This window comes from Pseudoalteromonas sp. A3 (genome assembly GCF_025942345.1).
Lineage (GTDB): Bacteria > Pseudomonadota > Gammaproteobacteria > Enterobacterales > Alteromonadaceae > Pseudoalteromonas > Pseudoalteromonas atlantica.
Window position 1 is genome coordinate 231,731 of the sequence record NZ_JAPCKL010000006.1, and the last position, 23,123, is coordinate 254,853.

At 42.2% G+C, this 23,123-nt stretch carries 20 protein-coding genes; 5 read left to right on the forward strand and 15 right to left on the reverse strand.

Going from position 1 to position 23,123, the window contains the following annotated elements:
• Positions 1-38: 38 nt before the first annotated feature.
• Positions 39-2,183, forward strand: a complete 2,145-nt coding sequence (locus tag OIZ54_RS13035; RefSeq protein WP_264390559.1) for a TonB-dependent receptor — start codon at positions 39-41, stop codon at positions 2,181-2,183.
• A gap of 113 nt (positions 2,184-2,296) precedes the next feature.
• A complete protein-coding gene (locus tag OIZ54_RS13040) occupies positions 2,297-3,403 on the forward strand; it encodes a DUF917 domain-containing protein (protein ID WP_248530506.1) in 1,107 nt (368 codons plus the stop codon).
• Here OIZ54_RS13040 and OIZ54_RS13045 read toward each other — a convergent pair.
• Positions 3,400-4,311, reverse strand: a complete 912-nt coding sequence (locus tag OIZ54_RS13045) for a tetratricopeptide repeat protein (protein WP_264390572.1) — start codon at positions 4,309-4,311, stop codon at positions 3,400-3,402. The two genes, OIZ54_RS13040 and OIZ54_RS13045, sit on opposite strands and share 4 nt — an antisense overlap.
• A gap of 77 nt (positions 4,312-4,388) precedes the next feature.
• Positions 4,389-5,573 (reverse strand): NAD(P)/FAD-dependent oxidoreductase, encoded by a 1,185-nt coding sequence (locus tag OIZ54_RS13050; RefSeq protein ID WP_029774315.1) that lies wholly within the window; start codon positions 5,571-5,573, stop codon positions 4,389-4,391.
• A 329-nt stretch (positions 5,574-5,902) separates the two neighbouring features.
• Between OIZ54_RS13050 and OIZ54_RS13055 the strand changes: the two genes are divergently transcribed.
• On the forward strand, positions 5,903-8,029 hold the full coding sequence (locus tag OIZ54_RS13055) for a S8 family peptidase (protein ID WP_264390560.1): 2,127 nt from the start codon (positions 5,903-5,905) through the stop codon (positions 8,027-8,029).
• Positions 8,030-8,074: 45 nt separating this feature from the next.
• Here the strand turns inward: OIZ54_RS13055 and OIZ54_RS13060 are convergent, their stop codons facing one another.
• From OIZ54_RS13060 to rplU, 7 genes are all read right to left on the reverse strand, one after another.
• On the reverse strand, positions 8,075-8,548 hold the full coding sequence (locus tag OIZ54_RS13060; protein ID WP_264390561.1) for a peroxiredoxin: 474 nt from the start codon (positions 8,546-8,548) through the stop codon (positions 8,075-8,077).
• 70 nt (positions 8,549-8,618) lie between these two features.
• Positions 8,619-10,544: a methyl-accepting chemotaxis protein gene (locus OIZ54_RS13065; RefSeq protein WP_264390562.1), complete on the reverse strand. Its 1,926-nt coding sequence runs from the start codon at positions 10,542-10,544 to the stop codon at positions 8,619-8,621.
• Positions 10,545-10,863: 319 nt separating this feature from the next.
• Positions 10,864-11,241, reverse strand: coding sequence for a DUF3718 domain-containing protein (locus tag OIZ54_RS13070; protein WP_055014269.1), 378 nt, complete (start codon positions 11,239-11,241; stop codon positions 10,864-10,866).
• A gap of 78 nt (positions 11,242-11,319) precedes the next feature.
• Entirely contained in the window at positions 11,320-11,811 is a 492-nt protein-coding gene (folA, locus tag OIZ54_RS13075; protein WP_096740198.1) for a type 3 dihydrofolate reductase, read from the reverse strand.
• 72 nt (positions 11,812-11,883) lie between these two features.
• On the reverse strand, positions 11,884-13,035 hold the full coding sequence (gene cgtA / locus OIZ54_RS13080) for an Obg family GTPase CgtA (RefSeq protein ID WP_264390563.1): 1,152 nt from the start codon (positions 13,033-13,035) through the stop codon (positions 11,884-11,886).
• Between the two features lie 136 nt (positions 13,036-13,171).
• Positions 13,172-13,429 (reverse strand): 50S ribosomal protein L27, encoded by a 258-nt coding sequence (gene rpmA, locus OIZ54_RS13085; RefSeq protein WP_004587922.1) that lies wholly within the window; start codon positions 13,427-13,429, stop codon positions 13,172-13,174.
• Between the two features lie 16 nt (positions 13,430-13,445).
• Complete coding sequence (gene rplU, locus OIZ54_RS13090) at positions 13,446-13,757, reverse strand: 50S ribosomal protein L21 (protein WP_004587921.1); 312 nt, start codon at positions 13,755-13,757, stop codon at positions 13,446-13,448.
• Between the two features lie 421 nt (positions 13,758-14,178).
• On the opposite strand from rplU, the gene ispB reads away from it, so the two are divergent.
• Positions 14,179-15,150, forward strand: a complete 972-nt coding sequence (gene ispB, locus OIZ54_RS13095; RefSeq protein ID WP_054982281.1) for an octaprenyl diphosphate synthase — start codon at positions 14,179-14,181, stop codon at positions 15,148-15,150.
• Positions 15,151-15,244: 94 nt separating this feature from the next.
• On the opposite strand, the gene mdh is transcribed toward ispB, so the two are convergent.
• A complete protein-coding gene (gene mdh / locus OIZ54_RS13100) occupies positions 15,245-16,177 on the reverse strand; it encodes a malate dehydrogenase (RefSeq protein WP_004587919.1) in 933 nt (310 codons plus the stop codon).
• Positions 16,178-16,402: 225 nt separating this feature from the next.
• Here mdh and argR point away from each other — a divergent pair, with 225 nt between their 5' ends.
• On the forward strand, positions 16,403-16,870 hold the full coding sequence (argR, locus tag OIZ54_RS13105) for a transcriptional regulator ArgR (RefSeq protein WP_004587918.1): 468 nt from the start codon (positions 16,403-16,405) through the stop codon (positions 16,868-16,870).
• Here argR and OIZ54_RS13110 read toward each other — a convergent pair.
• The 5 genes from OIZ54_RS13110 to OIZ54_RS13130 all read right to left on the reverse strand — a co-directional run bounded on the left by OIZ54_RS13110 (position 16,867) and on the right by OIZ54_RS13130 (position 22,955).
• Positions 16,867-17,766 carry a Dyp-type peroxidase gene (locus OIZ54_RS13110; protein ID WP_264390567.1) on the reverse strand — a complete coding sequence of 300 codons (900 nt, stop codon included), beginning with the start codon at positions 17,764-17,766 and terminating at the stop codon, positions 16,867-16,869. The genes argR and OIZ54_RS13110 overlap by 4 nt on opposite strands.
• Positions 17,767-17,809: 43 nt before the next feature.
• Complete coding sequence (locus tag OIZ54_RS13115) at positions 17,810-18,856, reverse strand: ABC transporter ATP-binding protein (RefSeq protein WP_264390568.1); 1,047 nt, start codon at positions 18,854-18,856, stop codon at positions 17,810-17,812.
• Positions 18,857-20,488 (reverse strand): ABC transporter permease, encoded by a 1,632-nt coding sequence (locus tag OIZ54_RS13120; RefSeq protein WP_264390569.1) that lies wholly within the window; start codon positions 20,486-20,488, stop codon positions 18,857-18,859.
• The gene (locus tag OIZ54_RS13125; protein WP_264390570.1) at positions 20,488-21,492 is read right to left on the reverse strand and encodes an extracellular solute-binding protein; all 1,005 of its coding nucleotides are present in this window, start codon (positions 21,490-21,492) and stop codon (positions 20,488-20,490) included. Before OIZ54_RS13125 ends, OIZ54_RS13120 begins: the two co-directional genes overlap by 1 nt.
• A gap of 776 nt (positions 21,493-22,268) precedes the next feature.
• The gene (locus tag OIZ54_RS13130; RefSeq protein WP_029773351.1) at positions 22,269-22,955 is read right to left on the reverse strand and encodes a tRNA-uridine aminocarboxypropyltransferase; all 687 of its coding nucleotides are present in this window, start codon (positions 22,953-22,955) and stop codon (positions 22,269-22,271) included.
• Positions 22,956-23,123 lie beyond the last annotated feature (168 nt).

Below are 23,123 nucleotides of genomic sequence, written 5' to 3' on the forward strand. Positions count from 1 at the left end.
AGTAACATCACCATGATAGTCACATTAGGACATAGAACATGAGCAGATACAACAAAATACGCTTTCGTAAAACACTATTAGCATCGGCAGTCACCCTGTCGTGCATAAACTATGTGCATGCGCAAGAACAACAACAAACAGTAACTGACACTATAGAAAAAATTTCGGTGATATCGCGCGGGCGTGTTGAGTCGATACAAAACGTGCCTGACTCTGTTACCGCATTTAGCGCCGAGACAATCGAAAAGTCACGTATTACTAACTTTCGTGATGTTGCTAATTTAACTCCCAACTTATCGCAGCTCGATAATTTTAGGCCCGGCCTTGCCCGTATTACTATTCGTGGCTTAATTACACCGCAGGTGGGCGATCCGCCATTAGCGTTTGTAGTTGATGGTGTTACCGCCCCCGATTTAGAGTTTATAAACCAAGATCTAGTTGATATTGAACGTATTGAAGTTATGCGTGGCGCACAAGGCGCACTGTATGGCCGCGGCGCCATTGGTGGTGCGGTTATTGTGACAACTAAAAAACCTATTGAAGACTTTGAAGGTAAAATTAAAGGCTCAGTAGGTAATGGCAACACGTATAATTTGAATGCGGTTGTATCGGGTTCGCTTAACGATGAAAACACCGCATATTTTAGAGCCGGTGGTTACATTAAAGATACCGACGGACTGATTAAAAATACCTACACAGGCGATTACGCCGACCCGTTAAAAGAGCAATCGGTTTTTTCACAGTTAGAGTTTGAGCTAAGCGAAGACACCTCAATAAATCTTAAAGGTAAATACACCTCAAGCGAAGCTGGGTTTGCTTACTACCAAGGGGTGAGCGATGACACCATTGAAGACTTTTCAATTAATACCTCACAAAATATTATTAACCAAGATGAGCGTGATGTGTATGAGCTAAGCGCCAAGCTAACCCAACATTACGATTTAGGTAAATTTGAGTTTGTAACCGCGTACAGCAATTCAGAAAACGAGCACTTTTACGATGGCGACTACTCTGCCGATGCCACCTTTATTGACGAAGATGGCTTTTTTAGAGCCCCATTTGGTACTGAAGGGTTATACGATATTGAATCGTTAACGGTAGAGTCGCGGTTTATATCCCAGTCGGATCAGGCTTTTAGATGGTCGGTGTCGGCGTTTTATCAACAGCGCGACCGCGATACTGCGGTATTATTTTACGATGATTTTACCGATGCCGAAATTTTAACGCGTGCAGATTTTGCCAACGACGAGCCCTACCTTTCAATTATCGACAACAACAGCAGCGATGCATGGGCACTTGCTGGGCAGTTTAACTACGATATAAACGAGCAGTTAGAGCTCACCGGTGCGATGCGTTACGATCACGATACTCGCGAGTCGTTCGACCCAACCAATAAAGACGCCACTTACGCTAAAAAATCGTTTAGCCAATTACAGCCTAAAGTTACCTTAGCGTACCAAATGAATGACGACCTACTGCTTTACACCGGCTACTCGCGTGGTTTTAGAAGTGGGGGCTTTAACGAGCCAGCCGACGGTATTAGCCGCACCTTTGATAAAGAAATTTCTGACAGCTACGAAATGGGCTTTAAAACCGCTTTGTTTAATAACAAAGTTACCTTTAATGGCGCCGCGTTTATTATTGAGCAAGGCGATGCGCAATTTACCCAATTTAATATAGATACCTTCACCCTTGAAAACCTCTCTATTGACGAAGTACAAACCAAAGGCTTAGAGCTAGAAGCCGCCTTTGCTGCCACCAGCAATTTAAGTATTAACCTCAGTGCAGGTATTGTTGATTCAGAAATTAAACGCTTTGCACTGCGCCCCGAACTGGCTGGCAGGCCACAATTTTGGGTGCCTGAGTATAACTACGGGCTGTCGGCAAATCATAACTTAGCACTCAACGGAGAATGGTCACTGTTCTCGCGCGCTGAGCTATTAATTGAAGGCCCTAAAACATTCAGTATTGATATTCCTGATGTTGAGTCGTCGCGTTATACCTACCTAAATGCCGGTGTAGGGCTCAAATCAGAGCAGTGGAGCGTTCAAGTTTACGTAGACAACCTTACGGATGAGCGCGCTATTGAAGATATTTTTCTACTAGCCGATGGGGTTACAGACCTAGTGCGCCAACCTAATAAGCCTCGTAGTTACGGTATTGAGCTCAGTTACCAATTTTAATTTTTTCACCTTTACAGCAGGTATTTTTTTAATGCCTGCTGTTTTATACCAATCCGCTTAATCAAGTGATCTGTTTTGGGGATGGGTATGAGTTAACCAATAGCGATACACACATGCAAATTCTTAATCGTGACCAACTTATTGATATTTTATACGGCTGCGCCATTTTAGGCACTGGCGGCGGCGGTGAGTTAAGTGAAGGCATTGCCTATATTGACGAAGCACTCGCACAGGGTAAAACCTTTAAACTAATTAGTGCCGATGAAGTCCCCGCGGGTGAGCTTGTTTGTACGCCTTACATGTTAGGCGCTATTTCTGCTTTAAGTGAACAAGAAGAACGCGCGTATGCAAACCTGCCCCGCAGCACTAAGCACGCTATTTTAGCTGCTTACCAGCGCACCCTTGAATACACAGGTAACGATGCTATTTATGGCACTATTTGTTGTGAGCTTGGCGGCTCAAACACCGCAGTATCGTTTTACTTAGCTGCAATGTTTGACGGCTACATTATTGATGCCGACCCCGCTGGGCGCGCAGTACCGGAGATCACCCATTCAACCTATTATTTAAATAACTTACCCGCAGCGCCCATTATTACCGCGAATGAATTTGGTGAGTGCTTTATTTGCGAAAATGTAATGGACGACTTACGCGCCGAAACAGTAGTGCGAGCACTGGCTAAAATTAGCCGTAACGACATAGCAGCCATTGATCATATTTTACCTATTGAGCAAATGAAAAACGCAGTTATTCACGGCACCATTAGTAAAGCCCTTAAACTCGGTAAAGCAATGCGTGACGCCAACGCACAGCACGCTAACACCGCACACATAATTGCCAAGCACGGCGGCGGCTTTATTGCCTTTGAAGGCGAGGTAAGCACATTTGAATTTAACACCGTAGAAGGATTTACGTTAGGCGAAGTAACACTTAAAGGGTTAAGCGAGTTTGTAAATAACAGTTACAAAATAACGGTTAAAAACGAAAACATGGCCGCGTTTTTAAATGACGAAGTACACGTAACCATTCCTGATTTAATATGCTGTATTAACAGCCAAACAGGCACACCAATTACTAATCCTAATTACGAGGTAGGCATGAAAGTAGCCGTTGTAATTTTACCAGCGCCAAAGGAATTTACAGGCCCTAAAGGTTTAGAAATATTTGGCCCGCGTTACGCAGGCGTTAACACCCCATATAAAGCAGCGATTGCAAATTAATTATTGCTAAGGGCGTGCTGCAGCTTGCTATACAATGCAGCATGGCCTTTACCAAACTCGGTGGCGTTTCTATCAATGCGACTAAGCCATTCTTTCGCTTGTACCTTTTTACCTATTTGTAAATATACCTGCGCTAAACGTAAGCTATAAATAGCGTAGTAAATGCTTGAGGGCTCAGTAAATTTGAATGCGGTTTTATAATAATTTATAGCCTGTAAATACTCTTTATTTTGCTGATAACTGTACGCTAAGTTACCGCTAGCAAGCACTACTTTAGCAGCGTGGTTGGTGTTTTTTATGGCGTTATAGGCCATTAAATTACTTTTTACTGCGTGCTCGTATTGCTGCCACTTTAAGTAAATATGCGCTTTGTTAATGTGCAGCTCTAAATGAAAAATAGGATCGTTATTTTTTGCAAAGCGCTGCTCGGCATCTCTTAGTAATCGCATCGCTGCTTTTTTACTACCAAACACATAGTGTAGGTTAGCCAACTCCACTAATCTTAAAGGGTCACCAAAAGCATTATATATCCCGTCTAACTGGGTAAACGCTTTAGCGGCATACGTTTTAGCTTCTGCTTTTTTGCCAATATAGTTAAGTGCTTTCGCGTAATAAAAATACATTTGTAGCTTAAATACATCGGGCAGCTTATCTTGCTCTAAAAAAGGAGTAATAGCGTTGAGTAAGTTTTCGAACTGTTGGTAGTCGTAGTAGTAATCAAATTGGTAGGTTTTTATTTTGTACCACTGTGCAGGGTTATCTTTGACTTCATTAAGGCGCGTTTCAATATAAGTTAAACAGTGCGTTTTGGGCTGTTGCAAGCAAAACGCTTCATGATCGCTGTAGTTTTCTGATGCTAATGCATTAAAACTTGTAGCGACAATACTTAACAGCAAAAATATACGCACCAATATTACACTCTTTAAAATCACCTTAATTAAGAGTGTAATATTTTTATCTCATCTATCACAATACGCTGAAATACTTATGCATATTGCCCACATGCAAACCCACAGCTCCACGCATACTGGAAGTTGTAGCCCCCAAGCCAGCCCGTTACATCGGTTACTTCGCCTATAAAATATAAGCCTTTGGCTTTTTTAGCTTCAAAGGTTTTAGAGCTCAGCTCATCGGTATCAACGCCGCCCAAAGTTACCTCGGCGGTACGATAGCCCTCTGTGCCATTAGGTTTTATTTGCCATGCGTGAATATAGCTTGCTAACTCATCTATTTGAGCATGGGTAAGCTGATTAATATTACAATCTGGAATCGCTTTGCTGTCGTGCAGTATGTCTATAAAGCGTTTGGGTAAAATAGTCGCAAGGCTGTTTTTTAATGATTTTTGGGCTTGTGTTTCTCGCCAATCAGCCAGTTGCTGTTTTAAATCGAGATCAGGGAGCAAGTTTATGCTTACTGCCTGCCCTGCTCGCCAAAATGAGCTTATTTGCAATATGGCAGGCCCCGATAAACCTCGGTGAGTAAACAAAATATTCTCTTTAAATACGGTGCCGTCTTCGCTAGACACTTCGCACGGTATACTAATTCCTGAAAGCCCTTCAAAGCGTTCTTTATCGTGTTGATGCAAAGTAAATGGCACAAGCGCCGCCATGGTAGGTAGTACGTTTAAGCCAAACTGCTCTGCAATTTTATAGCCTATAGGAGTGGCGCCAAGCTTGGGCATTGTTAAACCGCCCGATGCGATAACTAGCGATTCACAAGTCAGTGTTTCTTGCTCCGTGGTAACACGGTAGCCAATATCGGTTTTAGCCACATTTAACACTTCACTGCGCAATTTAATATTAACACCAGCCCACTCGCATTCGGTAAGTAGTATATCGACTATATCTTGCGCGCTGTTATCGCAAAACAATTGGCCTAAGGTTTTATGATGGTATGCCAAGCCGTGGCGGTCTACCAGCTCAATAAAATCGTGTTGGGTATAGCGGCTTAAGCACGATTTAACAAAGTGAGGGTTACTGCATAAGTAGTTTTCTGGACTAGCATTTTCATTGGTAAAATTACAACGCCCACCACCACTTATTAAAATTTTTCGACCAGGCTTTTTGCCCATATCAAGCACTGTAACGCTACGCCCGCGATAACCTGCTTGTGCTGCACTCATTAATCCGGCTGCACCTGCGCCAATCACAATTACATCTACTTGATTCATTACTTCGCCCTACTCAAAAATTTGCCCGATTATAGCAAAGTTTGTTTAAACACTCTGAATAGAATTTATTATTAAATTTATAGCAACAAATGTAACCAAGGCTAGCTATGGGCTTTTCTAAACAGTGTAAAAATAACAATCCTTTATGCTTATTTTTGTTTTATATGATAAATACTAAACAACGACAAAGGCACCGTACACCTAGGTTATAACTAAAAGAAATAGGTACATAAGCAATTATTATTTTAAAGAAATTAACAGATCATTTACCTTTGTTTCTGTTTCGTAATTTAATATTACGAACTAACTAATAACAACTAGGGATAATTATGACAACAAGTAAATCATTTAAGCGTTGCGCTATCGCGCTCACTATTAGTACGGTATTTGCAGCATCTGCAAGTGTTGCTCAAGATGTGTCTACCTCTATGGCAGAAACCACAGCCAAACTACAAAGCCAATCGGGTTTTGAAACTCAGTTTATTATTAAGTACAAAAATAGCGCGAACGATATGCTAAGCATTTCGTCTGCTGACGCAAGCCCTGCAAATATGAAAAAGCGTGCTCAACGCTTTGTAAAAAATTTCGCTTCTAAAAAAGGTAAAGTAAAAGCGAAGTACATCCGTGCAATGGCGCTTAATAACCACCACGTTATGCGCGCAGATAAAAAACTGAGCGCTGCAGAAGCACAAGAATTTATGCAAGAAATGGTTGATTCTGGCAATGTTGAATACATTGAAGTGGATCAAATGTTAAAACCATTTGCAACGCCTAACGACCCTCGTTACGGCGACCAATGGCACTACTACGAGCAAGCGGGAGGCCTAAACTTACCAACCGCATGGGATACTGCAACAGGCAGTGGCGTAGTGGTTGCGGTACTTGATACTGGCTACCGCCCTCATGTTGATTTAAATGCTAACATTTTACCGGGTTACGATATGATCTCTAACCTATCGGTAGCAAACGATGGCGGCGGTCGCGACAGTGACGCACGCGATCCGGGCGATGCTGTAGCTGCTGGCGAATGTGGAAATAACGGCGCACAAGGCTCAAGCTGGCACGGTACGCACGTAGCAGGTACGGTTGCGGCTGTTACTAATAACGGTGAAGGTGTTGCCGGTGTGGCTTATGGCGCTAAAGTTGTACCTGTGCGTGTTCTTGGTAAGTGTGGTGGTTTAACGTCAGACATTGCTGATGGCATTATTTGGGCATCTGGCGGCAGTGTATCGGGCATTCCTGCCAACTCAAACCCTGCTGATGTAATTAACATGAGCTTAGGTGGCAGCGGCTCGTGTAGCTCTACCACACAAAACGCAATTAACACGGCACGCAGCAACGGTGCAGTCGTGGTTATTGCTGCCGGTAATGATAACGATAACTCAGCAAACTATAACCCAGGTAACTGTAGTGGCGTTGTTAATGTTGCCTCTGTTGGACGTAACGGCGGACGAGCATATTATTCAAACTATGGTAGCAATATTGATGTTGCAGCGCCGGGCGGCGCACAAAGCTTTGCAAACGACTCTGAAGGCGTTTTATCAACCTATAATTCTGGCTCGTCTACACCTTCAAGCGATAACTATGCGTTCTCTCAAGGTACATCAATGGCGGCGCCTCATGTTGCCGGTGTTGCAGCCCTGATAAAGCAAGCTAAACCAAATGCTACCCCAGATGAAATAGAAAGCATTTTAAAATCGACCACCCGCTCATTCCCAGCAACGTGTACAAGTTGTGGTACAGGTATTGTTGATGCAGCAGCCGCTGTAGCCGCAGCAAGTGGCGGTACAACACCTCCTACCGGTGGCGATAGCGAACTGACAGATGGCGAAGCTAAAACAGGCTTAAGCGGCGCTGCAAGTTCACAAGCGTATTACACGATGACAGTACCAAGTGGCGCAACGAATGTTACATTCACAATGAGTGGCGGTAGCGGCGATGCAGATTTATACGTACGCGCAGGCAGCCAACCAACTACCTCAAGCTACGATTGTCGTCCGTACAAAGGCGGTAATAGCGAAGAATGTTCTATTGATAACCCAACCGCTGGTACATACCATGTAATGCTTCGTGGCTACTCGGCTTATTCTGGCGTTAGTTTAGTGGGTAATATTACAGGTGGTTCTACAGGTGGCAGTTCAACTACACCAGAAGCCGGTGGCGGCACGGTGAGCGATGTAACGGCTACAACAGGTAACTGGAAGCACTATACCTTAGATGTGCCAGCAGGAATGAGCACATTTACGGTCACCACCTCAGGTGGTACAGGTGATGCTGACTTATTTGTTAAGTTTGGCAGCCAACCTACCGCATCTAGCTACGATTGTCGTCCTTATAAAAACGGCAACGCAGAAACATGTACGTTTAGCAATCCGCAAGCGGGTACGTGGCATTTAAGCGTTAACGCTTACAGAACCTTTTCGGGTTTAACATTAAGTGGCCAATACCAGCCATAATTAAAAAGGCCCTAAGTGCATGCACTTAGGGCTTTAATAATGCGATTATAGTTTTTCTAACACAGACTCAGCACGACTTACTGAAAACTCTTTGTCTTTTTCAACAAACAGTCCTGTTACTACATTATCGTCGACTATCATTGCATAGCGCGTAGAGCGTGTTCCACCAAAACTGCCGGTGTCTTTATCAAGCCCTAATGCTTTAGTAAAACTGCCATCGCCATCTGCTAACATATCGATTTGTTGGGCATTTTGAGATTCTCCCCACGCTTTCATTACAAAAGCATCGTTAACCGATACACAGTAAATTGCCGCAATACCTTTCGCTTTAATTTTATCACTATGGGTTATAAATTCAGGTAAATGCGCATTTGAACAGGTAGGCGTAAATGCACCCGGTACAGCAAAAAGCACAACCTTTTTACCATTAAAAAGCTCAGCGTTAGTGTGAGTTTGCATGCCTTCGTCTGTTAGCTGCGTTAATGTAACTGCGGGTAACGTTTGACCTTGTTCAATCATGATAAATCCTTAAAGCATTTGATTAATGAGCCTACAGTATAACGCTAATTACCTTTGTGTTAGCAGGTATTTACAAACCAAGGTTTACTTTTATGGTTTGCATTTGCTGTTGTAACTGGCTATGAATATCGTCAACAAGTAAGCTTGATTCGCTTACTTGGCCTTTCATACTTTGCATTGACTGGCTAAAGTTATCTAGCAAATTACTTTGCTGTTTAGCCAGCTCCATGGCCTCAAATGCCACTTTGTTGGCTTGCTGAGCGTTATCGGCCACGCCCTCTGAGTTTACTTTTAGCTCTTGCGCGTTTTGTGTTTGCGACTGCGCGCCATCTGCTAAGGCCGCAATTTGTGTAGATACTGTGCCCGACTTTTCGCTCAGTAGTGTAAGCTGCTCATTAATATCGCTCAATGAGCCTTGAGTTTGACGGGCAAGCTGGCGTACTTCATCAGCTACAACAGCAAAGCCTCGGCCATGCTCGCCAGCACGTGCTGATTCAATTGCTGCATTTAACGCTAGTAGGTTTGTTTGATCGGCAATATTGCGGATCACTTCAATAATTTGCCCAACGCCTTCAACCCCCGCAAGCAGCTCTTGTAGGTTTTGCATACTTTGCTCAACCCGTGTTTGCGTATCTGAACTGGCACTTAGCATGCTTTGTGCAAAGCCTAAACTTTGCTCCATTGCACTAAAAGTGTGTTGGGCGTTATCAGCCACTTGGGCATTAATATTATTTACCTGCTCGCCAATTTGTTGAATATCAGCAAGCAAATGTTGGTTTTGCTCCACTTGCCCATGACTTGTAGACGCTTTTTGACTAATAGTTTGCAAATGCTCACTCATTTGCTGCATAAAATCATTTACCACTTTTAGCATTTGGGCACGCTCTTGTGCCTCTTTGCGCTGTCGCTCAATTAATAAATTAAAGTAACTGGCTATTTCGCCAACTTCTGTTTTTGGGTTCTTACTTTCAATGTTTTTCAGCTCGTTACTTTCAATTAAAAAGGCAAACCCGTCTCTGAGTTGCCTTAATGGGTTGAGCACTTGGTTACGCTGCACAATATAAACACCCGCGGCTAGCATCACCAAAGCGCCAATAGCAAAGCAAAATACCCAAAATACGTTTTCTTTAAGCGCCCCTTGTGCGTGTTTTAGTTGCTGCTCTGCATTAATAACGGTTTTAGAGAGCAAGCTAATTTGCTCACGCAATTCATTAGTGCCGGCTTCACGTTGCTGGGCTTGCGCTAATGTACTGGCTAAATCGCGGGGGTAGCGGTTAGGCCAGCTGGTAATTTCAGATTTTATTTCATCGGCCAAATCTTCAGCTTCTTCTTCAAAAAATAGAGCATCTTCGTCAACTTCGCTCATAACACCTAAATTAGGGAGTTGCTCTATTTTGGCTGCTAACCCATTTAAATTAGCAATACTTTGCTGCAAACTTTGTTCAGTATTGCTGTCGTAACTTACGATTAGTTGATAAGTAAATAAGGCAAGGTTGGTCACCTCGTTATAGTAATCAGCGCCAAGTGTGTAATAAGCTTGCGCATCGCTATTTTTATTAGGGGATTTTTTTGCATAACCAATCAGTGACGAGGCTGAGCCGGCCATTTGGCGAATTGCATTATCAAGTAACGCCGTTTCGTTGCCCGACAATTTACCCAGCGCTCTGTACTTACCTTTAATATCGGTATCTAACGTGCTGAGCTGCTCATTTAATTGCTCGGCAAGTACCGAGGGGAGTACTGTGAGTTGCTGTGTTTTTACTTGCTCAATTAGGGCTGATGATTGATTTAAGTATTGGCTATCACCTTGTTCTAGATAACTGCCTAAGCCACCGGCTAAATCCACTAAAATCGTGTTTTTTAATTTACTGTATGCGCTGTCCTGTTGCTCAAGCTTAAGTAAAGTTTGGCTTGCCCAAAATAGTGTGATGGCCAATAAAATACTTGCCAATGTTAGCAGTATGGCTAACAGCCGAGTAAAAGATGATACGCGCATAAATAACAACCCCTATTGTTTAAGCGCGTAGACTATTAACTATTTATGACAATTTTATGTAACTCAGGGAAAACACGTATATTTGCCCCAAATATACGAGTAAAGGCTTAGCGAATACAGCGCCTTTATTAAAGCAACCGACTTAATTTATATGCTATTAAAGATAAGAAACGCGGGTTAATTACAAGGTAAGAGTTTCATCACTTGGGTGTTCAAATTATAAGAGGCTTAATACAGCTATTTATTAAAGCGCTGCGTATTAGCTAACGCCAGGCACAAAAAAACCGCGACCAGCGCGGTTTTTATTTTATTGTGTTAATTAAAGGCCAGCACGGTCTTTAATTACAGCAATTAACGGTGAGCCACCGTGGCCATTGCCTTCGGCCCATGCTATATCAGCGCCATCAGACAGTGCGCTTTTTGATAAGTTTTTAACTATGTACTCGCCAGAATTAACAGCGTTACTAGCTACAGCATGGCGAAGTAAATTATTACCATTACATTGAATAGCATCGTAAATATTGCGAATTTTTACACGTGAGCTTTTTAGTTTACTACGTAAACGGTTTTTATCATCAGCTGCGATATATTCACAAATAGATACTGCTAATTGATCATTGGCTTTAGCAGGCACGGTATACATTAACGACCCAGCAGCAACGGCTGTAATAACAATTAGCTTTGACAATTTAAACATGGAACACCCTTTATGGTACTTTTTACCTATATTAATTGTCTAATATTGTACCAACCTACTGTAAGTTTCGCAATAATGTTAATCTTTTTTATATAAGGTTACGAATTTATAACTATATTGATTCTTCTCATCGGGTTTATTTGCCTGTTCGTCGACGTTTTTCCACGTTGCTACCGCTTGGTAATCTGGAAACTGCGTATCCCCTTCAACCTCTAAATCTATAAAGGTTAAATATAAACGATCGGCACTTGGTAAAAACTGCTGATAAATATTACCACCGCCAATTATCATCACCTCTTCTTCGGCTTTAACCAGCTCTAGTGCAGCCTCTGTAGTAGAGACCGTCTCAATACCTTGAGCACTATACTGGCTATTACGGGTAATAATTATGTTACGGCGCCCAGGTAAAGGGCGACCTATCGATTCAAATGTTTTACGCCCCATAACGACAGGTTTGCCTGTTGTTACCTTTTTAAAATGCTGTAGATCGGCGGGTAAATGCCACGGCATTTTATTATCAAGACCAATTACACGGTTGTTTGCCATTGCGGCGATCATTGAAATTATCACATCAAATACCTAGTACTTTATTCTTAAAAAATAAAAAAGGAGCTTATGCTCCTTTTTAAAATATGTTTTTTATTAACGCTCGTAGACCACTTCTACATCGTAGTCGTCTTCATCCCAGTCGTCCCAATCATCATCATCGCCTTTGGTTGCTTTTTGATGGTAGGTATCCCACTTGAACTCAACTTCTTCGTCTTCAATCTCAACGAACTTCTCTTTAGGCATGCTATCAAGTAATGCCATAATATCGTGAATTAATGGCAGAGTATTAAGCTTATTGACTGCTGAAATACGGTAAACGTTTTCTTCTTCACCTAGCTCTTGCGCAATTTGCTCACACAAAGCTTGCGCTTCATCTTCTGGTAATAAGTCTATTTTATTAAACACTAACCAGCGTGGCTTTTCAGCAAGCTTAGGGCTGTATTGGTGTAACTCGTTAATAATGGCAAATGCATTATCAACAGGGTTTGAACCATCAACAGGCATAACGTCAATCACGTGTAACAATACACGACAACGCTCTAAATGCTTCAAAAAGCGAATACCTAGGCCAGCACCGTCTGAGGCCCCTTCAATTAAGCCCGGAATATCGGCTATTACAAACGATTTGTTAGCCTCTGGGCGCACAACCCCTAAATTAGGAATTAGCGTGGTAAACGGGTAATCAGCTACTTTTGGCTTTGCTGCCGATACACTGCGAATAAACGTTGATTTACCTGCATTTGGCAACCCTAATAGGCCTACATCGGCAAGTAGCATAAGCTCTAATTTAAGGTTACGAACTTCACCTGGTGTACCTAACGTTTTTTGACGTGGAGCACGGTTAGTACTTGATTTAAAACGTGCATTCCCCAAGCCATGGAAACCACCTTTTGCAACCACAATTTTTTGACCATGCTGCGTTAAATCGCCTAACGCCTCTTGAGTGTCAACGTCGGTAATACGTGTACCAACAGGTACTTTTACTACCAAGTCTTCGCCCTTTTTACCTGTACAGTTACGGCTTTGACCATTAGTACCACGCTCTGCACGGTGAAAACGCTCAAACTGGTAATCAATTAGGGTATTTAAGTTTTCATCAGCTTGTAGATAAACACTACCACCGTCTCCACCGTCACCGCCGTCCGGGCCACCGTCTGGTACATATTTTTCTCGACGGAAAGACACGACACCGCTGCCGCCGTCACCAGCTTCTGCGCGAATTTCTACTTCATCTACAAACTTCATGATTACTCACTTTAGGGATTGGCTTTAATTTAACTATTATATACCCAAGCCAACGTAAATGCAGGCTTGGGTATATATTTGACGTTTCTGAAAACAAAAAACCCCGCAAAGGCGGGGTTTTTTACTACCTTACTGATTACTCAGCTACGATAGTTACGTATTTACGGTTTAAAGGACCTTTTTGTTCAAATTGAACTTTACCATCTGCTTTTGCGAAGATAGTGTGGTCTTTACCGATACCTACGTTTGCGCCAGCGTGGAAACGAGTACCACGTTGACGAACAATGATGCTACCCGCTAGAACTGATTCGCCACCAAAACGCTTAACACCTAGGCGTTTGCTTTCTGAATCGCGACCGTTACGAGTACTACCAGCTGCTTTTTTATGTGCCATTTCTAAGTACCTCTAATTAAGCGCTAATGCCAGTGATTTTAACTTCAGTGAACCATTGACGATGGCCCATTTGCTTACGAGAATGCTTACGGCGTCTAAATTTAACAACCTTAATCTTCTCACCGCGACCATGTGAAACAACCTCAGCTGTTACTTTACCACCGTTTACGAACGGTACACCGATCTCGATTTTCTCACCATCAGCAACTAAAAGTACTGAATCAAATTCAACTGCTGCACCAGTTTCAACGTCTAATTTTTCAAGACGAATCGTTTGACCTTCAGTCACACGATGCTGTTTACCACCACTTTGGAAAACCGCGTACATAATTAACTCCGTCTGTGCGCCCTCAAATCGACGCAACTAAAATATTCTTCGATAGGGCGCGAAGTTTACGCTAATGCATAAAAACTAGCAAGCCTATTTTGTAATTAAAATGAATAAAAAGTAGCTGCATTGAGAGCAATTCAATATTTCCCCCATTTTATATTAAATTGCCCTGTTGCCAAGCGCTTTTTAGTGCAAAGACAAAATAAATTTGCGTGTCGCTATGCCTACTCCAGAACCCATTGGCTGCGCAATAAATAGTCGCCCTTTGAGTGTGAAATATACAATTAAATACCCTAATTAAGCGCTAATTAAGGTTTTTAACTCGGTTTTTTTAATGAATCGTCACAAAATATCGAGCTAGTGCTTTTTTTGTTGTACAATCGGCGCCGTTCACACATAAAAATTGGCTCGGAGATCAATGGATATAAAAGCTATCCAGGCGTTAATCGAAAGCGATATGAATGACGTCAATCAACTTATACACGCGCAAATGCGCTCAGATGTGGCGTTAGTCAATCAACTTGGTTTGTATATCGTTAACAGCGGCGGCAAACGCGTACGCCCGATGCTGGCAATATTGGCAGCAAGAGCTTTGGGTTACCAAGGTAAAGATCACATTACTTTGGCAACGATTGTTGAATTTATTCATACTGCAACACTATTACATGATGATGTTGTTGATGAATCTAACCTGCGCCGTGGTACACCAACTGCAAATGCCGAGTTTGGTAATGCTGCCAGCGTGCTGGTTGGGGATTTTATTTACACCCGCTCGTTTCAACTTATGGTGGGGCTGGGCAAAATGCAAATTATGCAAGTGCTTGCTGATGCCACCAACGTGATTGCTGAGGGTGAAGTATTGCAACTTATGAATTGCAACGACCCTAATACCACCGAAGCAAGTTACATGCAGGTTATTTACTCTAAAACGGCTAAATTATTTGAAGCCGCTACAGGGCTTGCAGCTATTATTACCGAGCAAGATAACAGTGTGTTAGATGCGCTTAATTTATATGGTATGCATTTAGGTACTGCTTTTCAGTTAGTTGATGACGTGCTTGATTACAACGCAGACGCTGACCAATTAGGTAAAAATATTGGTGATGATTTAGCAGAAGGTAAGCCAACCTTACCGCTAATATATGCGATGAAGCACGGCAGTGATCAGCAAAGAGCCCTTATTCGTGATGCCATTGAGCATTGCAATGGTATGGATAACCTTGAGGCTATTTTAACGGCACTTAAACAAACCAACGCACTTGAATTTACAATGCAAAAGGCGCAGCAAGAAGCAGACAAGGCCATTGCCTGTTTAGACTTTTTAGCAGAGTCGCAGTACAAGCAAGCGTTAATCAGCTTAGCGCGTATAGCTGTAGAGCGAGATCACTAACTTTGCAGCCTCCCTTAATTAGTTTTTAAGGGCCATAATTTTCGAGCAATAAAAAAGCCTGCATAAGCAGGCTTTTTTGTGCATAACTTGGCTATTACGCCATGAAATCAACACCTTCTTTGATGTCTTTTTTCAGAGTTTCAAGCATGTCGTTTTTAGCTTTTTCTTCAAATGCGCTTAGCTCGCCGTAAGAAAGAATTTCTTCTACGCCGTTTGTGCCTAAACGTACTGGATGAGCAAAGTACTCTGCATCGCCATTTTCAACAGCAACGTATGCGTAATCTACTACGTCTTCACCTTGTAGGCCTTTAACTAAAGACATACAAAAACGTGCTGCAGCAGCACCCATAGATAATGTAGCTGAACCACCGCCCGCTTTAGCATTTACTACTTCAGTACCTGCATTTTGGATACGTGGAGTAAGTGTAGCTACTTCTTCTTCAGTGAAGCTTACGCCTTCAACTTGAGAAAGTAGAGGTAGAATGGTTGTGCCAGAGTGGCCACCAATTACTGGTACTTTAACGGTTGCTACGTCTACGCCTTTAAGCTCAGCAACAAATGCTTCTGAACGAATTACGTCAAGCGTAGTGATACCAAATACGCGCTTAGCGTCGTAAGTACCTGCTTTTTTGAATACTTCAGCAACAATTGGCACAGTGCCGTTTACTGGGTTAGTGATAACACCCACTAACGCTTTAGGACAGCTAGCTACAATGCCTTCTGCTAATGTTTTGATGATACCTGCGTTTACGTTAAATAAATCCGCACGATCCATACCTGGTTTACGTGGCATACCCGCTGGGATAAGTACGATATCACACCCTTCAAGCGCTTTATTTAAATCGTCTGCGCCAAAACCTGCTACTTTAACATCTGTAGGGATGTGAGATAGGTCAACCGCAACACCTGGTACAACTGGTGCAACATCGTAAAGTGATAATTCAGAACCAGCTGGTAAGCCTGTTTTTAATAATAAAGACAACGCTTGACCGATACCGCCTGCAGCACCTAATACAGCAACTTTCATTGGAATTCTCCGTAATTTGAGGTAGGAAATATTTGTGGCTCTTAAGATAATGAAATTAGCGACTAAAAACAAATTTATCCTGCTTATTTCAGGTATATTTTCGACCATAGTTGTAAACTTTGTTGGTTTATCGCAGCAAACTGGCAAGTTAACTAAACAACTGCTGCATAATTATTCATTTTTGTGTAGAATTTGCATTATAAATAACAAAAATGAATAAAGACTATGCAACCACAAGACAAACAAGAAGCGCTGGTAAAAGCGTTTAAAGCACTTTTAAAAGAAGAGAACTTTGGCTCGCAAGGCGAAATAGTCGAAGCATTAAAAGAGCAAGGCTTTGACAATATAAGCCAAAGTAAAGTGTCACGCATGCTTAGCAAGTTTGGCGCTGTGCGTACTCGTAATGCTAAACAAGAAATGGTTTATTGCCTACCCGCAGAAATGGGCGTACCGACTGCTAAAAGCCCACTACGTCAGCTTGTTATTGATATTATGCATAACGAAATGATGATTATTATAACCACCAGCCCAGGCGCTGCGCAGTTAATTGCCCGCTTATTAGACTCACTAGGCAAAGCGGATGGTGTATTGGGCACAATTGCCGGAGATGACACTATTTTTATTGCCCCAGCAAAAATATCTGAAATAGACATTACACTAGAGCGCGTACGTATTTTATTTGATACGGTTTAAAGCTGTTTTAAAAAACTAACTGACGGCGCAAAAAACGCTGAGCCCATATCGGCTTGAGTAAAATCAAGCCAGTGGTCGTAACACTCCCCTTTTCCTATGCGGCTGTTAAGTACCTTTTCAAACGCACTTCCCGATGCTGAGCATGTAATACTTAGCATGCCTTGCTCGTAAACATCGCCATACGGCATGCTTTGGTTAAGCAGTACTGCTTGGCCGCTTTCATCTTTTAGCTCACTTCTAGTCGCGTGGCTCGTATCTACCTTAGGCTCAATTAAGGTGTTATCTAAACGTGTGCGCCCCATAATATGCTCTTGCTCGCTTAGTGATAAATGCTGCCATACACTCAGGTCATGTTTATAACGCTGTACATGAATATAGCTGCCTTGGTGTTCAAAGCTGTCGGGGTTATTAACCAGTGCCGTGATTCGTTTTTGGCGTCCATGTGGGGTGTCGCCTGCATAAATAAAGCCGTTAAAGTCTCGCCCATCTAAAAACCTAAAATTGCGAATTTGTTCAACCAGCTCTACATCGGGCGAAAACAACTTTAATATTTGCAATGCAAAAAGGTGATTAACATCTTCTCGGTCTGAGCGAATTTGTATGAATAAATCACATGGCTGTACGCGCATAACAAAATCACTGTGATTTATATTAGGAAAGCTTTGCAGCTCGCTTGGGATATATTCAGGTAGTATATGCGGCCAATATTGCGCGCCTATAGCCACCATGCAAGAGAGCATGGCTTCGGAGAACTGATCACTAAACTCTTCTTCAATTGCGCTTACGCGCTTAAGCTTTGCGCGCAATGACTCGTCTTGACCATCAAATACATTAAAAAATAAATGCAAACCGTGTAAGTTTGCTTCAGCACAAATCCCAGATTGCGCTTGCGCCATTGTTATTCCTTAGCTTTATAAAACACAGCGAATAACACATTTGTTATGATTCGAAAAAATTCACCGTGTGAGGTTTTATTTTTATTATAACCTGCTCATTTATTTCAAATGACTGGCCATATTGTGCGGCAACTTCAATCTCTTGCTCTGCAATTACAACAGTGTAAACATAAGCCGAGCCTATAAACCGACGGCTTAAAATGCTCACACCTTGAGGGTTATCGGCCTGCGTATTTTGCGCAAGCTCAATATGGTGCGGACGAATATACACCACCCCTTTTATTGCACTGTGCGTATGCTCATGCTGCGATTGCACGACACCAAAAGGCGTTGTGTATTCAGTTGCCGTTAACACTTCTGCGCCTAAGTATATGCCCTGACCCAGAAACTCTGCAACCTCCTTTGTCTTTGGCATGGCAAAAAGCTGCTCTGGTGTACCTTGTTGGGCTATTTTTCCTTGGTGCATAATGGCTAGCGTGTCTGAAAACGCAAAGGCTTCTTCTTTTGAGTGGCTAACAAATACCGCAGAAACCTGCTGCGCTTTAATAATGCGCCTAATATCAGCAATTAACTCAAAGCGTACTTGTGTATCTATGTTCGAAAAAGGCTCATCAAGAAGCAATAAACTTGGCTTATAAGCCAAAGCCCGCGCAATAGCCACGCGTTGCTGCTGGCCACCCGAGAGCTGATGAGGGTAGCGTTTTGCACACCCCGTTAAATGCACTAGCTCTAGCATTTCCTCTACCCGTTGCTGTTTTTGCGCTTTGCTTACTTTACCCAGCCCAAACGCAATATTATCGGCCACACTGAGGTGCGGAAACAGGGCATAATCTTGAAACATCATCCCTATATTACGATGCTCTGGTGATACAAATGTATGCTTGTCGCTTACACATTTGCCATCTATAAATACACTACCTTCATTTATTTCAATAAGGCCAGCAATTGCTTTTAAGGTGGTTGTTTTACCGCAGCCGCTGGCTCCGAGCAAACACACAATTTCGTCTTGACTCACCGTTAAATCTAAATTGTGTAGCACGTGCGTGCCACTGTAGTGATAACCCACGTCTTGTAAATTTAAACGGCTCATTTAACTGCGTTGCTCCATAGAACGATTAATAAAATACAAGGGGATCAACCCAACCAAAACAATAAATAAAGCGGAAATAGAAGCAAGCTCAAGCTGCTCATCGCTCACATATTGAAATACATGTGTGGCTAAACTTTCAAAGTCAAAAGGCCTTAATAGTAATGCGGCAGGCAGCTCTTTCATACACTCAATAAATACAAGCAATGCAGCTGTTAAAAGACCTCGACGTAATAAAGGAAGGTGCACTAAGCGCAGTGTTTGCCCTTGGCTTTTACCCATAGATTGGCTAGCCATATCCAGTGATGGACTAATACGTACAAAGCTCGATTCTATAGCACCGTGCGCAATGGCATAAAAGCGCACTAAGTAAGCCAGTATAATAGTGATAATGCTACCGGTTAGTAATAAACCTATATCTAGGTTGTAGCTCTCAAGGGCTGTATTTATTGAGTTTTCTAATGCGCTAAGCGGTAATAACACAGCAATAGCCAGTACCGTACCTGGCAGTGCATAGCCGGTGCTCGCTAAGCGACCAGGTATTAAAGAATAGCCTTGCTTTGCCACACGCTGATAAAAAACAATGAGTGTAGCGAGTATTATGCTGACTACGCTTACAATAATAGCTACTTGTAAACTTTGCCACGCGTAACTAAAAAATGCCGTGTTCCACGCTTTATCAAAGTAAGTTATTGCATAATTTAGCAATACCAACATAGGAATAATAAAAGCAATGAGCAAAATAACACTGCAAAATGACGTAGCCAGCCATGCTTGTTTACCTTTAAGTTTGTATAACGACTCGCTATTAACACCTGATTGACGCTCAAACACGGCTTGGTTACGCCGACTAAAGCGCTCCGCCATTAAAGCTAAAAACAGCAGTAACAGCATAACGCCCGATATTTTCGCTGCAGCCGTGAGTGAGTAATAACCAAACCATGTATCGTACACTGCGGTGGTTAAAGTGCTCACTGCAAAGTAACTTACCGTTGCATAGTCGGCCATGGTTTCCATGCTTATGAGCGCAAGGGCTGCCACAATTGAGCCACGAGAAAGTACTATACTTACCTTAAAAAAGCTTTGCCAAGGCGATAAACCCATTAATTGACTAGCTTGCACGAGCTTAAATGACTGCTCTCGCAGTGCGGTTTTAAAAATTAAAAATAAATACGGATACAGCACAAGTGCGATCATCACCATAGCGCCGGGCAAAGTGCGAATATCAAAAAACCAATAATCCGTTGGCGAGTGCCAATCAAACCAGTCTCTTAGGGCTATTTGCACAGGGCCAGCATAATCTAGCAAATCGGTATACACATAAGCTATTAAATAGGTAGGCATTGCAAGGGGCAGCATAAGCGCCCATTCAAATTGCTTTTTTCCGGGGAAGGAGCAATATGCACTGAGCCAACCAAGCGGTAGCGCAATTGCACAGCTAAGCAGGCATACGCCAAAAATCAGCAGTACGGTGTTAGTAATATAATCCCACAGCACGGTATCCCACAGATGAGAAAATACCTCTGAGTCGCCTTGTAAAGATTCATATATAAGAAAAAACAGCGGGGCCGACAATAAAAGCCCTGTCGACCAAGCAAAGAGCTGCCATTTAGACAGCTTAAATATAAAATTCATTAAAGGTCGAACTTCACCTCATCTATTAGCTTAAGGGCTAACGGACGATATTTACTGATCTCATCAAGTGCCAGGCCATCTTCTTTAAAGCTTCCCCAAGAGGCGACTAAACTTGATAGCTCAACGCCTTGCTTAACCGGGTACTCCATATTTACAGAGGCATACATATTTTGTGCTTTGGTTTCGCTCATAAACTCAATAAGCTTAAGGGCATTATCAGGGTTTTTTGCATATTTAGTAATGACAGCACCCGAAACATTTATGTGTGAGCCGCGGTTTTGCTGATTAGGAAAATTAATATAAACAGACTCAGCCCACGCTTTTTGCTCGTCGTCTTGAAGCATTTTGCCAAGGTAGTAACTATTACCTAAAGCAAGATTACACAAACCTTCTTTTACTGCTTTTACTTGCGCGCGATCGTTACCTTGTGGCTTACGTGCTAAATTAGCTTTAACACCTTCTAACCATATTTTAGTTTTTGCCTCGCCGTGATGAGCAATCATCGAAGCAACTAAGCCAAGGTTATAAGGATGCTTGCCAGAGCGTGTACAAATTTGTCCTTTATACTGTGGGTTAGCCAAATCTTCGTAGGTGAGTTTAGGTAATGCACCTAGGCGCTCTTTTGATGAATACACATTACGAACCCGCTTAGTTAATGCCACCCACTGCCCGTCGCTATCTCTATACGACGCAGGAATATTGTTTTTAATGCGATCACTTTTAATACTTTGCGTTAAATTTAGATCTTCTAGCTGAATAAGCGCACTAAAGTTAGATGTTAATACTAAATCGGCTTTACTGTGTTTTCCTTCACGCTTAACACGCTCTATTAACCCTTTTTTTGCAAAAACCACATTCGTTTTAATGCCTGTTTGCTTAGTGAAGTCGGTTAAAATAGGTTGAATTAAAAACGGTTGACGAAAAGAGTAAATATTAACAACATCGCTCGCAAACGCAGGCGAAGCGCTAATAATACAAGTAAGTATAGCCAGTGCAGTTCTCATATCAATTTACCTAAATAGTAATTATTTACAGGGGGATTTTATCGTGATACGTGAAAATATACACTCTTTACATAAATGTAAATAAGTAATTAATGACCAAAAGGGAAATGCCGCGTAAGACATCTCTTACAGAGCTGACAGCTAATGAGTAAAAAAACCTATAACAACCCAGAAAAAACAATGTAAGCATCTGTTTTTATTTGATTTGTTATAAATACTCATTTTTTATAAGTAAATCTATAGCCGTTTTAACCTATTTTAGTTGCACCAGCACGCTACAATTACTACATCAACCAAGCAGTGATGCTTATCGAGTAAAAGGAAATGGACTGCTTACTCGAACAACCAATGATTAGGTTACTACGGACAACACGGAAATTAGGACAGGCTCAGGATGAGTATCGCAATGGATTGTTGCACAAAGGAACGTATCAGGACGATACAGCAAGGATAACAACAGCGGATAGTTGTTTAACAGGATGTGATAGGAATTAAATGGACAGGCCCTTGAGGCAACACAATGGAATTGTAAATTAATGGACTGCACTAGGATGTGCCAAAAGGAATAGGTAATAGTTTTTACCACTACAGGATGTACAGGGATTTAAAGGAGATAGGCCCGGATAGCCTAAATTACATAGAACTAAAAAGTAATATCGTAATCACATGGATAAGTAAAAATTGGAGTTGATTAAGTTCAATTGCAGGATGCAAAATTAGAAGATTCCGCAAGCGCGCCTAGAGATAGAGCGCGCTTTTCTTTGCCTAAAATTAAGTTACTGTGGCCTGCCCTTATTTCGCTTACCAAGTAAGTACGCATCACGAAATTTTATAAAGTGCTGTTCAAGCTTTAAGGCGGCATCTTGCTCACCTGCGAGCGCTAACACCATAATGCCTACCTCAGCAGTGCCTAACTGGTATGCGTGAGGTGCAACGCGTAAACGGTAATCTGATAGTTTATCAGCGGTGATCGACAACACCGGTAAATTATCTAGGTACGGGCTTTTGCGGATCATTTTTTTAGCTTCGCGCCAGGTGCCATCTAAAAATATAAATAATGGCTTTTTGCCAGGCTCAATGTTTACTTCGGTGGTTGCCCTGCCCGGCTCTACATCTTCAGCTGGAAATATCACCATAGGTTGATAATCAGCGTTGTTTAGTAAAGCTAATAGCTCAGCGCTTGGCTCTGTTCTGTCCCATCTAAATGCATAGTTGTCAGGGACTATTTCAGCAATTAAACGCCCTGTGTTTGACGGTTTAAAGCTTTCATTATGATACATTAATAAACACACGCCAGCATCGCACTGCGCTTGTTCTACCCCCTCACATATACAGTAATGCTTAGCAATTAAACACTGCTCACAGCGATCCATTTTGCCGCCACGGGCATTAAATTCGCGGCGCGATTCGCTAATTTGCTGAGCACGCAAAACTAATACTGAGTTATGTTGGGGATTTTTCAAGGGGGCTATTACCTAAAATTTGTTCGGCGCGTATTGTAGCTAAAATAAAAGGGAATAGATATCAGCTATCAGCTATCAGCTATCAGCTATCTGATCTGACTCCATAAAAGTAGACACCTATTTAGGAGTCAGTTCTCATGAAAGTAAAAGCGTTTCGTAAACATACAG

Coding starts and splice junctions, on each gene's coding strand:
- OIZ54_RS13035 (WP_264390559.1), top strand. CDS start 39: ATGAGCAGATACAACAAAATACGCTTTCGTAAAACACTATTAGCATCG.
- OIZ54_RS13040 (WP_248530506.1), top strand. CDS start 2,297: ATGCAAATTCTTAATCGTGACCAACTTATTGATATTTTATACGGCTGC.
- OIZ54_RS13050 (WP_029774315.1), bottom strand. CDS start 5,573: ATGAATCAAGTAGATGTAATTGTGATTGGCGCAGGTGCAGCCGGATTA.
- OIZ54_RS13055 (WP_264390560.1), top strand. CDS start 5,903: ATGACAACAAGTAAATCATTTAAGCGTTGCGCTATCGCGCTCACTATT.
- OIZ54_RS13060 (WP_264390561.1), bottom strand. CDS start 8,548: ATGATTGAACAAGGTCAAACGTTACCCGCAGTTACATTAACGCAGCTA.
- OIZ54_RS13065 (WP_264390562.1), bottom strand. CDS start 10,544: ATGCGCGTATCATCTTTTACTCGGCTGTTAGCCATACTGCTAACATTG.
- OIZ54_RS13070 (WP_055014269.1), bottom strand. CDS start 11,241: ATGTTTAAATTGTCAAAGCTAATTGTTATTACAGCCGTTGCTGCTGGG.
- cgtA (WP_264390563.1), bottom strand. CDS start 13,035: ATGAAGTTTGTAGATGAAGTAGAAATTCGCGCAGAAGCTGGTGACGGC.
- rpmA (WP_004587922.1), bottom strand. CDS start 13,429: ATGGCACATAAAAAAGCAGCTGGTAGTACTCGTAACGGTCGCGATTCA.
- rplU (WP_004587921.1), bottom strand. CDS start 13,757: ATGTACGCGGTTTTCCAAAGTGGTGGTAAACAGCATCGTGTGACTGAA.
- ispB (WP_054982281.1), top strand. CDS start 14,179: ATGGATATAAAAGCTATCCAGGCGTTAATCGAAAGCGATATGAATGAC.
- mdh (WP_004587919.1), bottom strand. CDS start 16,177: ATGAAAGTTGCTGTATTAGGTGCTGCAGGCGGTATCGGTCAAGCGTTG.
- argR (WP_004587918.1), top strand. CDS start 16,403: ATGCAACCACAAGACAAACAAGAAGCGCTGGTAAAAGCGTTTAAAGCA.
- OIZ54_RS13110 (WP_264390567.1), bottom strand. CDS start 17,766: ATGGCGCAAGCGCAATCTGGGATTTGTGCTGAAGCAAACTTACACGGT.
- OIZ54_RS13115 (WP_264390568.1), bottom strand. CDS start 18,856: ATGAGCCGTTTAAATTTACAAGACGTGGGTTATCACTACAGTGGCACG.
- OIZ54_RS13120 (WP_264390569.1), bottom strand. CDS start 20,488: ATGAATTTTATATTTAAGCTGTCTAAATGGCAGCTCTTTGCTTGGTCG.
- OIZ54_RS13125 (WP_264390570.1), bottom strand. CDS start 21,492: ATGAGAACTGCACTGGCTATACTTACTTGTATTATTAGCGCTTCGCCT.